The following is a 14,247-nucleotide window of genomic DNA, read 5'->3' on the forward strand; positions in this document are numbered from 1 at the left end:
TGATTGCCTGATCGCTCGTTACGGTGCCGGGGTGGGCAGCGGCTGGGACGGGTCGAAGCGCAGGGTGGACCGTACGCTTTCGGGGCCCCGTACCCGGGAGGCGAAGGACACCAGTTCGCAGGCCCCCTTGGGGCGGCAGTCGATGTCCCGTCCCGCCTGGGTGCGGAAGCCCGCCCGGACCGTCACCTCCCGCTTGAGGCGGCCCTTGTCGTCGGTGGCGGGCGGCCGGCCGCCACCGGTGCAGTCCCCGTAGCCGACCGCGCCGGCGGCGCACTGGACCACCAGGAAGTGGTACTGCGGTTCGTAGCCGCGTCCGGTGACGGTGACGCTCCCGCCGTCCAGCAGGTCGCGGTTGGGGCTGATCCGGAAGGTCGGCGCGGCCTCCAGCAGGGCGTCCGGCAGGAAGTCCAGCCGCGTGGAGGTGAGGACGTTGCCGCTGTTGTCGAACAGGGCCAGCTCGCACGGCTCGGCCGCGGCCCGGCAGTCGACCTTGCCCGACGGGGTCTCCAACTGGGCGTAGAGCTTCTTCGGCGAGGGGCCGTACGTGCCGTCCGGGAGCACCCGGAACTGCCGCCGGGTGTCGTCGTCGCAGGTCGCCGTCGCGGCACGGGCGCCGCACACCATCACCCACACGTACTGCTTGGCGGGCCCTCCGGTGATGCGGAAGGTGGCGATGTCGCCGTCCCGCAGGCCGGTGGTGCGCCGTACGTCCAGCTGCGGTCCGGCGGCGGGAGCCGCGGCTCCGGCGGCCGTGCTCCCGGAGGCCGTGGTCCCGGGCGCCGTGGTCACGGACGCCGCGGCTCCGGCGGCCCTGGTTCCGGACGTCGCTTCCTGTGCCGCGCCCGGCTGCGCGCCCACCAGCGTCGTCAGCAGCGCTCCGGCCGCCAGTGCGGCTCCCGCGACCGCTCTGCGGGATCTCGTCGTCCTCGTGGCACGCATGTGCGTCATGTGCATACAGGCCCCCCTGTGGTCACGCCCGCCCCTTCGGGCGGGGCGGCACCATGGTGACACACGGGAGCCCTCTCAACTCCCTCAGTCACGAACGGAGTTGAGAGGGCGGGACACTGCGGCCGAAATCAGGCGCCGTAGGCGTCCAGTTCGGCGAGCAGGGCGTCCTTCACGGCGGGCGGCGCCCAGGAGATCTCGACGGCGTTGCGCTCCAGCCGCACCAGTTCGGCGTCGGTGAGGGAGAGCGCGTCGCGCAGGGCGGCCAGGTTCTCCGTCACATAGCCGTCGAAGTAGGCGGGGTCGTCGGAGTTCACGGTGACCTTGACGCCCAGGTCGAGGAGCTGCTTGATCTCGGCTGCCTTCATTCCCTCGGTGACCACGCCGTTGGAGATCGGGCAGGTGGTGAGGCCGATGCCGCGGTCGAGGAGCTTCTCGACCAGTTCCGGGTCCTCGACGGCGTTGGTGCCGTGGTCGATGCGGTCCACCCCGATCACGTCGAGGGCCTGACGGATGTGCTCGGTGGTGTTCTCCTGGTCGATGTCGCAGTGCATGGTCAGCCGGAAGCCCTCGGCGCGGGCGCGGGCGAAGACCTGGGCGAACTTGAGGGGCGGGTTGCCCTTCTCGTCCGAGTCGAGGCCGACGCCGAGGATCCAGTCCTTGTACGGGAGGGCCTGCACCAGCGTGGCCATGGCGAACTCGGCCTGGAAGTCGCGCAGGAAGCACAGGATGAGATGGCCGCGGAAGCCGGTGGCGCGGCGGGCGTCGTCCAGGGCGCGGGTCAGGCCGCGGACGACGGTGTCGAAGGCGACGCCGCGGGCGGTGTGGGCCTGCGGGTCGAAGAAGATCTCCGCGTACCGGACGTTCTGAGCGTGCGCCCTGGCGGCGTAGGCCGCGGCCAGGTCGTAGAAGTCCTGCTCGGTGCGCAGCACGGACATGCCCTCGTAGTACTGGACGAGGAAGGAGGGGAGGCTGTCGAAGGCGTACGCGGCGCGGACCGCGGCCTCGTCGGCGTATGGGAGCACCATGCCGTTGCGGGCGGCGAGGGCCAGTTTGAGGCCGGGCTCCAGGGTGCCCTCGATGTGGAGGTGCAGCTCGCACTTGGGCAGACCGGCGAGGAAGGGATCGCTCTCGGCCGTGGTGCTCGCGCGCTCCTCCTCCCCCGGCGTGCTCTCCCGCTGCTCCGGCACGGGGTCTCGCTGTTCCTGCATGCGCTCTCGCCTTTCCGTCAGGGCTCGGGAACGGTCGGAGAACGGTCAGGGCACGGTTCTGTCGGGCCCATGCCGCTCCTCGTCACCCGTGCGATAGGTTTTGCGTCTCCTTTAACACATGCATCTTCACTCACTCCCGGAGACTGACTTCTCAATGGACGACATCGTCAATGGACTTGGCCGTACCGCCGCCTACGGTGCTCTCGGCGTCGTACTGCTGACCCTCGGCATCTTCCTGGTGGACGCGCTGACTCCGGGCAAGCTCGGCAAGCAGATCTGGCAGGAGCGCAACCGCAACTGCGCGCTGCTGCTCAGCTCCGCGCTGCTGGGCATCGGCGGCATCGTCTTCACGTCGATCTGGACCACCTACAACGACTTCGGCAAGGGCCTGGTCTCGACGGCCGTCTTCGGTGTCCTCGGCCTGGTGATGATGGCGGTGGCGTTCTGGGTGGTCGACGTGATCACGCCCGGGAAGCTGGGCGCCACGCTGGTGGAGGAGGAGCCGCACCCGGCGGTGTGGGTGACCGCGTCCTGCAACATCGCGGTGGCGGCGATCATCTCGGCGTCGATCGCCTGACCCCCGCACCGTCCCCCGCCGCGCCGCGCTCCTCGCCTCCACGGCCCCGGACCGCCACCGAGCCGGACCACCGCACCGCCGCGCTTCGAACGCCTCGCCCGCCGCTCAGGGGGCGAGGCGTTCCAGGATCCGCTCCATGCCGCTGTTCCAGTTCTCCTTGAGCGCGCGCACGGCCTGCGGTACGTCGCCGCGCACCAGGCACGCGGCGATCCGCTCGTGCTCCTCCGCCGACCGCTCCAATACGTCCTGGTCGCCGAGGGCCACCTGTTCGTAGCGGTGCATGGTCAGTTTGAGCGAGGCGATCAGGTCCATCAGGCGGACGTTCGGGCAGCCGGAGAGCAGCAGGTCGTGCCAGGCGTCGTCGTACCGCTCGATGACGTCGTGCGGTGCCTGCGGGGCGGAGAACGCCCGTGCCTCCTCCAGGAGTTTCGGTGCGAGGGCGGCCAGTTGGGCCGGGTCGCTGGATTCGAGGGCGAGCGATTCGAGGTTGGCGACGATGGTGGTGAGGTCGCGGAACTCCTGGGCGCTCATGGGGGCGAACCTGAAGCCCTTGCCGCGCTCGCTGGTGATGAGCCCCTCGCGCTCCAGGGAGATCAGGGCCTCCCTCAACGGGGTGCGGCTGACGCCGAGTTCGGTGGCGAGACGGCCCTCGTTGAGGGGCTCGTCGGTCGGGATGGTGCCGCGCCCGAGCCGTCTGATCAGCTCTTCCTTGACCTGCTCGCGCAGCGGGCGGTTCTCGATTGGCATGTCGGCGGCCCTTCCCCTCGTTCGGCTCAGATTATCGGCCCACCGGGGTGCGGCCGTACTTCGGGTGGCCGGGCCCCGGCCCCTCGGCCACCCGGCCGCGCCCCGGTCGCCGTACCCCGACGGCGGTCGCACCCCGTCCCGGTGTCAGGCCGTGCCGCCGCCGTCGACCGGGATGATCGCGCCGCTGATGAAGGCGGCGGCGTCGGAGGCGAGGAACGCCACGGTCTGCGCGATGTCGCGCGGCTGGCCGATGCGGCCCAGGGGCCGGTCGGCGGCGTCCTCGTAGAAGACCTCGGCGCTCTCGCCGAGCTGGCGGGCCTCCTCGGCGAGCATCCCGGTGGCGGTGTCGCCGGGGCAGACGCAGTTGACGCGGATGCGGTCGGGCCCGTGGTCGATGGCCATGGCCCGGGTCATGTTGACCACGGCGCCCTTGGAGGCGCAGTACGACACGGCGCGGCCCCCGCCCGACATCCCCCAGCCGGAGCCGGTGTTGACGATGGAGCCGCCGCCCCGGGCGGCCATTGCGGGGATGACCAGCCGCGACATCAGCATGATCGAGCGGATGTTGACGGCCATGACGAGGTCCCAGTCGTCGTCGGTGATCTCGCAGACGGTGGACCGGCGGATGATGCCCGCGTTGTTGAACAGCACGTCCACACCGCCGAGTTCGTCCTGTGCGGTGGCCACGGCCCGTTCGCAGTCGGCGCGCCGGGACACGTCGCAGCGCACGAAGGTGCCGCCCGCCTCCTTGGCGGTCGCTTCGCCGCCGTCGGTGTCGATGTCGGCGACGACGACGCGGGCGCCGAGTTCGCCGAGGAGGACGGCGGTGGCCCTGCCGATGCCGGCGCCGCCGCCGGTGACGAGGGCGCGCTTGCCGGTGAGGTCGATCATGGGGGCTCCCTGGGCTGTGGTGGTGGGGTGGGTACGGGGTGGGACGTGTGCGCGGTGGGACGTGTGCGTGGTGCGCGGGGTCAGTGGGCGATCCGGTACAGGGCGGTGCGGCCGTGACCGGTGATCACCTTGCGGTACCCGGAGAGTTCGGCGTCCAGGCCGTCGTCACCGGTGTCGACGAGGAGGGGCCGTCCGTGCAGGGCGGCCAGTTTGGCCTCGGTGCACAGGACGTGCAGCCGGTGCGTACCGGCGGCCCGCAGCGCTTCCGGGGAGATCTGCTGGTTGCCGCGCCCCAGCAGGAACCCCTGACCGCCGATGGGTGAGAGGGCGATGTGGGCGGGACGGCGGGAGAGGTGGGCGAGGAGGCGGTCGGCGGAGAGGTGGGTGGCGAGGAGGCGGTACGAGGGCGGGGCGGGCGCGGGCGGGTGGGCCGGGTCCGGTGCGGCGGGCCGGTGCCCGGCGGCGGGTTCGTGCCGCAGGAGGCTCACACCGGTCAGCGGGATCTCCACGCCGAGGGCCGCGGCCACCGCGCGGGTGGTGCTGCCGGGGCCGAGGGCGAGCAGTTCGCCGGGGGCCGGGCGGACGGCCAGTTCGGCGGCGATGCCGCCCACCGCGTCCGGGGCGGTCGCGGTGCTGCCCGCCTTGCGCTGCTGGATCCGGACGGGCACGTGCGGCACCGGGAGCCACCCGTAGAGCCGGGAGGTGAGGTGGCCCGCGCGCAGCCGTTCCTCGTCCCGGTCCATGACCGCGGCGTCCCGCACCCCGACGGTGTCCCGGCCGTGCAGCCAGGCGGAGGCGACCTCGCCTGCGGCGCGGGCGTTGACGGCGAACACAGCGGAGTGCATCTTGACCCCGGTCGGGATGCCGAGCACCGATGTCCCCGGGTCGGGACCGCCGCCCATCGCGGTGAGTACGTCGCGGGCCGTGCCGTCTCCCCCCGCGAACAGGATGAGCCCGGCACCGCGCGCGGCCAGCGCGCGGACGGCCCGGATGGTGTCGTACGCCCCGGTGGCCCCGGCTCCGAACCCCGCGGGCCCGGCCTCCCCGAGCACGGCCTCCCTGAGCGCGGCTTCCCTGAGCGCGGCCTCCTCCGGCCCGGACGTTCCGGGCGCAGACTCCCCGGGCCCTGCCTCCGCGAGCCCGGTCCGCTCGCGTCCGGCCCCCTCGGCCCCGCCCCCACCGGACCCGATGCGCCCGGACCCGATGCCCCCGGGCCCGTACACCACCCGAGGTCGCAGGCCGGCCGCCCGTACCGCGTGCTCGCCCATCGGTCCGGCCGCCGTCAGGACCTCGCGCACGTCCGCGCGGGCGGCCAGTTCGCGCAGGGCCGTGGTCGCGCGGTCGCCCGCGTGCGGTACCGCGCCCAGGGCCAGGGCGCGTCGCTGGGTGTCCCGGCCGTCGCTGCCCTCCAGGCCGACCCGGCCGCCGAGTCCGGCGACCGGGTTGACCACGAGGCCGACCGGGCCGGGTCCGGCCGCCGGACGGCCGGACCTCGGGGCGGCACCGGTCATTCCGCGTTCACGACCTTGCGGCGGTAGGTGCGCCAGCTCGGGGACCAGCGGGCGGGGTCGTCCAGCGCTTCGGGACGCACCCGGTGGATGGTGGAGCGGTGGGGGGCGGTGCGGACCGTTTCGGGGTCCTCGTACGCCTCGCGGGCGACCTCGGCGAGGATCGCCGCGTACTCGTCGAGGTCGGCCCGGGAGTAGGACTCGGTGGGCTCCAGGGTCATCGGCTCGGGGACGACGTAGGGGTGGTGGCTGGTCCAGTAGTGGGTGCCGAAGTCGGCGGCGCGGAGGCCGATCTGTTCGCTGTGGATGCCGGTGTCGGCGTTCAGCTGCTCCCAGCTGTAGCGGACCTGTTCCACCCGGGGGCGGCCGGCCGCGTACGGGACGGACACGCCGCGGATCTGCCGCACCTTGTGCAGGAGGTAGTTGTTGTTGAGCACGGCGGTCTCGGCGACCTCGCGCAGGCCCTCCGCGCCCATCGACATGATCCAGGCGTAGGCGCGGACCAGGTTGGGGACGACGCCGTGGTGCGGGCGGATCTTGCCGACCGAGTCGGGCCGGTCGTCGTCCAGCCAGTAGCGCTCGCCGTCGGACTCGACGGTGGGGCGCGGCAGGAAGGGGGCGAGCGCCTCGGTCACTCCGCAGGCGCCGGCCGCGGGGCCGCCGCAGGCGTGCGGGGTGGAGAAGGTCTTGTGCAGGTTGAAGTGGCACAGGTCGAAGCCGGCGTCGCGGGCCCGGGTGATGCCGAGGATGCCGTTGGCGTTGGCCTGGTCGTACGCGGCGAGCCCGCCGGCCTCGTGGACGATGTCGACGAACTCGGCGATCCGCGGGTTGTAGATGCCGGTGTCCTCGGGGTTGGTGATGAGGAGGGCGGCGGTGCGCGGGCCGACGGCGGCCCTCAGTGCCTCGATGTCGGGGTAGCCGTCGGCGTCCGGGTGGAGGGTGATCACCTTGAAGCCCGCGGTCTTGGCGCAGGCGGCGTTGGAGGGGTGGGAGAAGATCGTGGTGATGATCTCGTCGCGCTGCCCGGCCTCGCCCCGGTCGGCGAAGTAGGCCCGGATCATGGCGACGTTGGTGTAGATGGCGGCGGAGCCCGCGCCGGGCTGGAGGGAGACCCTGTCCATGCCGGAGACCTCCTTGAGGAGGCCTTCGAGGCGGTGCAGGATCGCCAGGACGCCCTGGACGGTGGAGGGGTCCTGGTGGGGGTGCAGGCCCGCGACGCGTTCGTCGGTGACGAAGCGGTCGTTGGCCTTGGGGCTGTACTTCATGGTGCAGGTGCCCTGGCCGACGTCGACGTTGAGGTCGGCGCCCAGGGTTTCCTGGGAGAGCCGCAGGTAGTGGCGCAGGACCTGCTGCTGGCCGATCTCGGGGAGTGCGGGCGGGGTGCGGCGGCGCAGGGCGGCGGGGAGTTCGACGGGGCCGCCCAGTTCCTCGGTGATGGCCGCCTCGACGGGTGGGACGAGGACACCCCGTTCGCCGGGCGCGCCCAGTTCGAAGATCAGCTTCTCGTCCCAGGAGGCCTGGTGGAAGCGGCGCAGGGCGGGCTTGTCGGCGATCCGGGCGTCCTCGGCCGGCACGGCGACCGGTGCTGCTGCGGGGTGGGCGCTCACTTGACGATCTCCTCCAGGGCGTCGGCCAGTTCGTCGATGTCGGCCTTGGTGTGGACTTCGGTGACGCAGTACAGGGCCCGGTCCGAGGAGAGCGGGATGCCGCCGTGGACCTGCCGTTCCAGCAGGTCGGCGTGGATCTCGGCGACGGTGCGCGAGCCGGTGAAGCGCACCGGGAAGTCCGCGAAGTGGACGGCGTCGGCCTGCGGGATCTCCACGCCGGGGACGCGGGCGAGGCGCTGTTTGGCGTACGCGGTGTGGGCGAGGATCGTCTCGCCGATGTCGCGCATGCCCTGCGGTCCCATCAGGGAGAGGTAGACCCCGGCGCCGATGCCGTGCAGGGCGGCGGCGGTGCCGACCCACTCCTTGCCCTCCTCGCGCAGCGCGAAGGAGGTCCGCTCGTACGCGACGTCGCCGAAGCCGTACTCGCCCGCGACGTCGGTGGGCACCAGCCCGAACAGCCGGGTGGGGTACTCGGCGACCAGGCGTTCCTCGTCCCTGGCCCCGATGAAGCCGGCGTTGCCGCCGCCGTAGCTCATCCGGATGCCGAGCGGCTGGATGTCGCCGCAGGTGAGGTCGGCGCCGTACGAGGAGGGGGGTGCGAGCACACCCAGCGAGATCGGGTTGCAGCCGACGACGTACAGCGCGCCCGCCGCACGGGCGAGTTCGCCCAGCTCCGGCAGCGTCTCGTCGACCAGGCCGAGCCGGTTCGGGGCCTCCGCGTACAGGGCCGCCACTCCCCCGTCCGCCAGGGCGTCGCGCACGGCCGCGAGGTCGGCGCGCCCGGTGGCCGCGTCGGCGGGGACGAGGAGCACGTCGTGGTCGGGGCGGACGTAGTCGCGGATCTTGGAGAGCTTGTCCGGGTCGACGTCACCACTGATCAGCAGCGTACGGCGGCCGGTGACGCGGCCCGCCATGCGCAGGGCGGTGCCGGCCGCCTGGAAGCCGTCGTACACGGGAACGTTGACGACGTCCACGTCGAGGAGTTCGGCCATCAGCGACTGGTACTCCCACATCGTCTGGAAGCGGCCGTGGTCCTCGTAGGGTTCGCCCGCGTACGCGGTGAGGAACTCGGAGCGGCCCATCACCTCGTCGACGACGGCGGGCACGTGGTGCGGGTAGCAGCCGCCGCCGAGGAAGCTGAGGGTCCGCGAGGCGGGGGTGTTGCGCCGCAGCAGCTCCTCCATGTGGCGGGCGAGCCGGGCCTCGGAGCGCAGCGGGGCGGGCAGGTCGAGGGGCCGGTGGAGCCGGATGCCGTCGGGGATGTCGGCGTAGAAGTCCTCGACGCTCGTGGCGCCGATCTCCGCCAGCATCGCGCGCCGGACGTCGGGGTGGGAGTTGGGGATGTACGGGTGTGCCACGGGCGGGGCCGCCCGCTCGGTCGTGACCTGGGGGAACTGCTCGGGTGGGGTCATGCCGCGCCTTCCGCGTGCGGTGAGATCCCGGAGCGGACTCCGGTGATTTCAGGGGCAGTTGACGTACGACCTCTTGACGCAGCGAGGCGTCATTCAGTGTTCTGTATACAGCATTAAGCATTCCGAGGGCAGGAGACAAGGGTGTCAACTCGACCTGGACGACGGGCACTTCTGGCATCCGGGCTGGCGGCCGGAGCCACGGCCGCGCTCGGCGGCTGTGCCACCGGGGGCGCCGGGGGCAACGGCGGCGGACCGGCGCCGGAGGTGAAGCGAGACGCCGGCCGACAGCTCCAGGGGTCGATCACCGTCTGGTCCTGGGACGTCGCCGCGAAGGCGATGACACGGCTGGCGGCCGACTTCCGCAGGAAGCACCCCGGGGTCACCGTCAAGATCACCGACATCGGCTACGACAGCGCCTACGACAAGATCACCGTGGGGCTGCGCGGCGGGTCGGGGCTGGCTGACGTGCTGACCGTCGAGGGCCCGCGCATGGCGACGTACATGGGCACCTTCCCGCAGGGCTTCTACGATCTGTCGAAGCTCGCCGGCCCGCACGAGAAGGACTTCGACAAGGCGGCCTGGAAGATGGTGGTCAACCCGCAGGGCAAGGTGGTGGCCCTGCCGTGGGACATCGGCCCGTGCGGCCTGTTCTACCGCAGCGACTACTTCCGGCAGGCGGGCATCAAGGCCGGGTCGATCAAGACCTGGGACGACTTCGTGGCGGCGGGCGAGCAGCTGAAGAAGCGCACCGGCCGCAAGATGCTGATCCTGGACCCGGTCGAGGACTCCACCTTCGCGATGCTGCTCCAGCAGCAGGGCCAGCACTTCTACAAGGACGGCAAGGTCGCCGTCGACACCCCCGAGGGCGTCAGGGCGGCCACCCTGCTCAAGACGCTCGCCGACAAGGGCCTGGTCGACTACCGGAAGCAGTGGGACGGTCTGGTCACCGGCACGAAGGAGGGCAAGGGGGCCACCTGCCCGACCGCCGCCTGGTGGATGGGCACGCTGGCGACGGACATGCCCGAGCTGAAGGGGCGGTTCGGGGTGATGCCGCTGCCCGCCTTCACGGCGGGCGGCACCCGCACCTCCAACAGCGGCGGCTCCGTCCTCGCGGTGCCCGCGCAGAGCAAGAACCCCGAACTGGCCTGGGCGTTCGTCGAGTTCCTCCTCGCCAACGCGCCGAACCAGGTGTCCATGCTCAAGCAGGAGGGCCTCTTCCCCGCCTATCTGCCCGCACTCGCCGACCCGTACCTGAAGAGCCCCCAGGAGTACTTCGGCGGGCAGAGCGCGCTCAAGCTGTTCGCGGACCTGGCTCCCTCCACACCGCCCGTCGAGTACAACAAGGACGGCGCCAAGGCGTCCGACATCATGTACTCGGCGATCACCGGCATCCTGCTGCGCGGCAAGGACCCCGCGCAGTCGCTGCGGACGGCCGCCGGGCAGATCTCCGCGGCCACCGGCCGGGCGCGGATCGCGGGCTGATCACCCCATGGCCGCACCCACGAGCACTCTCCCCGCCGCTCCCGCCGCCGGGCCCCCGCCGCCGAAGGCGCCCCCGCGCAGGCGGGGCCACCGGACCGTCCCCTGGCTGTTCGCGGGGCCGGCCGCCGTCCTGTTCGCGGTCTTCTTCGCCTACCCGCTGGGCGCGAGCCTCTTCCAGAGCTTCACCGCCGAGCACGACGGCACCTCGGTGTGGGTGGGGCTCCAGCAGTACCGGCGGATGGCCGGCGACCCCGCCTTCCTGGAGTCGCTGTTCAACATCGGAGTGATCCTCGTCGTCCAGGTCCCGGTGATGGTCGCTCTCGCGCTGGTCCTCGCGGGCATCCTCAACCAGTCCTGGCTGCGCTTCCGCGGCACCTGGCGGGCCGTCTACTTCCTGCCCGCGGTGACGACGCTCGTCGCGTACGCGGTCGTCTTCCAGGTGCTGCTGCGCACCGACGGCGGGCTGGCGAACCAGTTCCTGGGCGCCCTCGGCATGGCCCCCGTCGACTGGCTCAACGACCCCACCTGGGCCCGCGTCTCCCTCATCGGCTCGCTGACCTGGCGGTGGACCGGCTACAACGCGGTGATCCTGCTCGCCGGACTCCAGTCGATCGGCAAGGAGCAGTACGAGGCGGCGGCGCTGGACGGTGCCGGGACGTTCACCACGTACCGCAGGGTGATCGTCCCGCAGCTGCGGCCGGTGATCCTGTTCTGCGCGGTCACCTCCACCATCGGCACCCTCCAGCTCTTCGACGAGAACTACGTCCTCACCCGGGGCGGCCCCGACAACGCCACCCTCTCCCCCGTCGTGTACCTCTACAAGACCGGCTTCGAGCAGCTGGACTTCGGCTACGCGGCGGCCATCGCCTGGGTGGTGGTCGCGCTGATCGCGGTGCTGTCCCTGGCCCAGTACTTCCTGTTCGGACGGGAGCGGCGCCGATGAACACCTCCCTCGTGAAGGAGAAGAACCCGCCGAGGGCGGTCGCGGAAACCCCCGCGGCCCCCGCCAGGAGGGCGCGCGATCCGCTGCGCCGGCTCGCCGGGGCCGGGGTGCTGCTGGTCCTGGTGGGCGGGGCGGTGGTGAGCCTGGTGCCGTTCGTGTGGATGGCGGTGGCCTCCACCCGCTCGACCTCGGAGCTGTTCCGCTCGCCGCCACCCTTCCTCCCCGGCGGCGAACTCCTGGACAACCTGGCCCGGCTGGAGGAGACCATCGGGTTCGGCCGGGTCATGCTCAACAGCCTCGGCATCGCCCTCGTCCACACCGTGCTCAGCTCCCTGGTCTCCGCGATGTGCGGCTACGGGCTCGCCAAGTTCCGCTTCCGGGGGCGGGGGATGCTGCTCGGGGTGATCCTCGCGACCATGATGATCCCGTTCCAGGTGCTGCTGGTGCCGCTGTTCCAGATGATGGCGAACCTCGGCTGGGTCAACTCCTACCAGGCGGTCGTCCTGCCCTTCCTGGCCAGCTCGTTCGGCATCCTGCTGATGCGCCAGGGCTTCCTCGACTTCCCCGACGAACTCCTCGAATCCGCGCGGATCGACGGCTCCGGCGAGCTGCGCACCTTCTACACGGTGGTACTGCCCTGCGTCAGGCCCCAGTTGGGGGCCCTGGTGATCTTCACCTTCATGGGCGCGTGGAACAGTTTCATCTGGCCGCTGCTGATGCTGAACTCGGAGGACAAGTACACCGTGCCCGTCGCGCTCAACACCCTGACCGGACTCTCCCGCGTCGACTACTCCGGGCTGATGCTCGGCTCCCTGCTCGCCACCCTGCCGCTGCTGGTGCTCTTCCTCTGCTTCCAGCGGCAGTTCGTCTCCGGGCTGCTCGGCGGGGCGGTGAAGCAGTGATCCAGTACGGCGGCGACTACAACCCGGAACAGTGGCCCGAGGAGGTCTGGGCCGAGGACGCCGAACTGATGCGCGAGGCCGGGGTCACCATGGTCACGGTGGGGGTGTTCTCCTGGGCGAAGCTGCAACCGGGCCCGGACACCTGGGACTTCGGCTGGCTGGACCGGCTGCTCGACCTGCTCGCGGACCACTCGATAGCCGTCGACCTGGCCACCGCGACCGCGTCGCCGCCCGCCTGGCTGGTGCGCGCCGAGCCGGAGATCCTGCCGGTGACCGCCGACGGCGTACGGCTGGAGTTCGGCTCGCGGCAGCACTACTGCCCCTCCTCGCCCGCGTACCGCACGGCCGCGCTGCGGCTGGTGCGCAAACTGGCCGAACGGTACGGCGACCACCGGGCGCTGGCCCTGTGGCACATCCACAACGAGTACGGCGACCACGTCACCGCGTGCTTCTGCCCGCGCTCGGCCGCCCACTTCCGGCAGTGGCTCAAGGACCGCTACCGCACCCTCGAAGGGCTCAACCACGCCTGGGGCACCGCCTTCTGGTCCCAGCACTACTCCTCCTTCGACGAGATCGAGCCGCCGCGCACCGCGCCGGGGCCGGTCAATCCCACCCAGGTGCTCGACTGGCGGCGGTTCTGCTCGTACGCCCTCCTCAGGCTGCACCGCGGCGAGCGGTCCACGCTGCGCGAGCTGTCCCCCGGAATCCCGGCCACCACGAACTTCATGTCGATGATGGAGTCCCTGGACTACTGGGAGTGGGCCGAGCACGAGGACATCGTGTCGGACGACGCCTACCCCGACCCGGCCGATCCGCGGGCGCACATCGGTGCCGCGCTGAACTACGACCTGATGCGCTCCCTCAAGGGCGGCAAGCCGTGGCTGCTGCTGGAACAGGCCCCGTCAGCGGTGAGCTGGCGGCCGGTGAACACCCCCAAACCCCCCGGTCTGCAACGCCTCTGGTCGCTCCAGGCGCTGGCCAGGGGTGCCGACGGGATCATGTACTTCCAGTGGCGGCAGTCCCGGGCGGGCGCGGAGAAGTTCCACAGCGCGATGCTGCCGCACCGGGGCACCGAGTCGCGCGGCTGGCGGGAGACCGTGCGGTTCGGGGCGGAGCTGGCGCGGCTCGCGGAGGTGGCGGGCGGCCGGATCACCGCACGGGTCGCGATCGTGCTGGACTGGGAGTCGTGGTGGGCGCTGGAGGGCACCGACCACCCCTCGGCCCGGATGCGCTGGCGCGATCTGCTGCGCCCCTGGTACGAGGCGCTGTACGCGCGCGGCGTCACGGTGGACTTCGTACCGCCGTCCGCCGATCCCTCCCCGTACCGCGTGCTGCTCGCCCCCAACCTGTACCTGCTGCGCGAGGAGGACGCGGAGCGGATCGCCGGGTTCGTACGGGACGGCGGGCGGCTGGTGTGCGGGCCGTTCAGCGGGGTCGTCGACGCGCACGACCAGCTGCACGACGGGGGTGCGCCGGGGCCGTTGCGCGAGGTGCTCGGTCTGGTCGTCGACGAGTTCTGGCCGATACCCGACGGCAAACGGGTCGGGGTGGGGGCCGACGCCGAGGCCACCCTGTGGAGCGAGTGGCTGGTACCGGAGGGCGCGGTGACCCTCGACTCCTACACCTCGGGCGTGCTCGCCGGACTGCCCGCCGTCACCCGCCACAGCTACGGCCGCGGCAGCGCCCGGTACGTCGGCTGCCACCTCGGGGCGGGCATCGGCCGGGTGCTCGACGGCGCGCTCTCCGAGGCGGGAGTGCGGCCCGTGCTAGGGCAGCCGGCCCCCGACGGGGTGGAGGCGGTGCTGCGCGGCCGTCACCTCTTCCTGCTCAACCACACCGGCGAGGAGGTCGACTCCCCGTCCTTCCCCGGCCACGACCTGCTCACCGGTACGGAGACGGGCCTGCGGGTCCGCCTCGGTCCGCGCGGCGCGGCAGTGGTCCGCCTCCCGCCGAAGAGCTGACGCCGTCGCGGGCGGGCCGGACCCAACCCGGCCCGCCCGCACGTCCAGGGCCCGCATCTCA

At 72.0% G+C, this 14,247-nt stretch carries 12 protein-coding genes; 5 read left to right on the plus strand and 7 right to left on the minus strand.

Annotated elements, in window-relative coordinates; all coding sequences use genetic code 11:
- Positions 1-18: 18 nt before the first annotated feature.
- Together ACFYVL_RS05070 and ACFYVL_RS05075 are read right to left on the minus strand one after the other, a co-directional pair.
- Entirely contained in the window at positions 19-948 is a 930-nt protein-coding gene (locus ACFYVL_RS05070; protein ID WP_389241420.1) for a neocarzinostatin apoprotein domain-containing protein, read from the minus strand.
- 128 nt (positions 949-1,076) lie between these two features.
- Positions 1,077-2,156: an adenosine deaminase gene (locus tag ACFYVL_RS05075; protein ID WP_389241421.1), complete on the minus strand. Its 1,080-nt coding sequence runs from the start codon at positions 2,154-2,156 to the stop codon at positions 1,077-1,079.
- A 154-nt stretch (positions 2,157-2,310) separates the two neighbouring features.
- Here ACFYVL_RS05075 and ACFYVL_RS05080 point away from each other — a divergent pair, with 154 nt between their 5' ends.
- Positions 2,311-2,733: a DUF350 domain-containing protein gene (locus tag ACFYVL_RS05080; RefSeq protein WP_389241422.1), complete on the plus strand. Its 423-nt coding sequence runs from the start codon at positions 2,311-2,313 to the stop codon at positions 2,731-2,733.
- Positions 2,734-2,838: 105 nt separating this feature from the next.
- Here ACFYVL_RS05080 and ACFYVL_RS05085 read toward each other — a convergent pair whose 3' ends face one another.
- The 5 genes from ACFYVL_RS05085 to gcvPA form a co-directional block, all read right to left on the minus strand.
- A complete protein-coding gene (locus ACFYVL_RS05085; protein WP_389241423.1) occupies positions 2,839-3,480 on the minus strand; it encodes a GntR family transcriptional regulator in 642 nt (213 codons plus the stop codon).
- Positions 3,481-3,624: 144 nt separating this feature from the next.
- Positions 3,625-4,371, minus strand: coding sequence for an SDR family NAD(P)-dependent oxidoreductase (locus tag ACFYVL_RS05090; protein ID WP_389241424.1), 747 nt, complete (start codon positions 4,369-4,371; stop codon positions 3,625-3,627).
- Positions 4,372-4,451: 80 nt separating this feature from the next.
- On the minus strand, positions 4,452-5,882 hold the full coding sequence (locus ACFYVL_RS05095; RefSeq protein ID WP_389241425.1) for an ATP-NAD kinase family protein: 1,431 nt from the start codon (positions 5,880-5,882) through the stop codon (positions 4,452-4,454).
- Complete coding sequence (gene gcvPB, locus ACFYVL_RS05100) at positions 5,879-7,486, minus strand: aminomethyl-transferring glycine dehydrogenase subunit GcvPB (RefSeq protein WP_389241426.1); 1,608 nt, start codon at positions 7,484-7,486, stop codon at positions 5,879-5,881. Before gcvPB ends, ACFYVL_RS05095 begins: the two co-directional genes overlap by 4 nt.
- A complete protein-coding gene (gene gcvPA / locus ACFYVL_RS05105) occupies positions 7,483-8,898 on the minus strand; it encodes an aminomethyl-transferring glycine dehydrogenase subunit GcvPA (RefSeq protein ID WP_389241427.1) in 1,416 nt (471 codons plus the stop codon). The genes gcvPB and gcvPA overlap by 4 nt, the downstream gene beginning before the upstream one ends.
- Before the next feature lie 141 nt (positions 8,899-9,039).
- Here gcvPA and ACFYVL_RS05110 point away from each other — a divergent pair, with 141 nt between their 5' ends.
- Genes ACFYVL_RS05110 through ACFYVL_RS05125 form a run of 4 tightly spaced genes read left to right on the plus strand, consistent with a single transcriptional unit; the run spans position 9,040 to position 14,186 of the window.
- The gene (locus tag ACFYVL_RS05110) at positions 9,040-10,380 is read left to right on the plus strand and encodes an ABC transporter substrate-binding protein (RefSeq protein WP_389241428.1); all 1,341 of its coding nucleotides are present in this window, start codon (positions 9,040-9,042) and stop codon (positions 10,378-10,380) included.
- Between the two features lie 7 nt (positions 10,381-10,387).
- On the plus strand, positions 10,388-11,323 hold the full coding sequence (locus ACFYVL_RS05115) for a carbohydrate ABC transporter permease (RefSeq protein ID WP_389241429.1): 936 nt from the start codon (positions 10,388-10,390) through the stop codon (positions 11,321-11,323).
- Positions 11,320-12,225, plus strand: coding sequence for a carbohydrate ABC transporter permease (locus ACFYVL_RS05120; protein WP_389241430.1), 906 nt, complete (start codon positions 11,320-11,322; stop codon positions 12,223-12,225). Before ACFYVL_RS05115 ends, ACFYVL_RS05120 begins: the two co-directional genes overlap by 4 nt.
- Entirely contained in the window at positions 12,222-14,186 is a 1,965-nt protein-coding gene (locus ACFYVL_RS05125) for a beta-galactosidase (RefSeq protein ID WP_389241431.1), read from the plus strand. Before ACFYVL_RS05120 ends, ACFYVL_RS05125 begins: the two co-directional genes overlap by 4 nt.
- Positions 14,187-14,247: the final 61 nt, after the last annotated feature.

The organism is Streptomyces sp. NPDC004111 (assembly GCF_042874215.1).
Taxonomy (GTDB): domain Bacteria; phylum Actinomycetota; class Actinomycetes; order Streptomycetales; family Streptomycetaceae; genus Streptomyces.

Coding starts and splice junctions, on each gene's coding strand:
- ACFYVL_RS05075 (WP_389241421.1), bottom strand. CDS start 2,156: ATGCAGGAACAGCGAGACCCCGTGCCGGAGCAGCGGGAGAGCACGCCG.
- ACFYVL_RS05085 (WP_389241423.1), bottom strand. CDS start 3,480: ATGCCAATCGAGAACCGCCCGCTGCGCGAGCAGGTCAAGGAAGAGCTG.
- ACFYVL_RS05120 (WP_389241430.1), top strand. CDS start 11,320: ATGAACACCTCCCTCGTGAAGGAGAAGAACCCGCCGAGGGCGGTCGCG.
- gcvPA (WP_389241427.1), bottom strand. CDS start 8,898: ATGACCCCACCCGAGCAGTTCCCCCAGGTCACGACCGAGCGGGCGGCC.
- ACFYVL_RS05080 (WP_389241422.1), top strand. CDS start 2,311: ATGGACGACATCGTCAATGGACTTGGCCGTACCGCCGCCTACGGTGCT.
- ACFYVL_RS05070 (WP_389241420.1), bottom strand. CDS start 948: ATGACGCACATGCGTGCCACGAGGACGACGAGATCCCGCAGAGCGGTC.
- ACFYVL_RS05115 (WP_389241429.1), top strand. CDS start 10,388: ATGGCCGCACCCACGAGCACTCTCCCCGCCGCTCCCGCCGCCGGGCCC.
- ACFYVL_RS05090 (WP_389241424.1), bottom strand. CDS start 4,371: ATGATCGACCTCACCGGCAAGCGCGCCCTCGTCACCGGCGGCGGCGCC.
- ACFYVL_RS05095 (WP_389241425.1), bottom strand. CDS start 5,882: ATGACCGGTGCCGCCCCGAGGTCCGGCCGTCCGGCGGCCGGACCCGGC.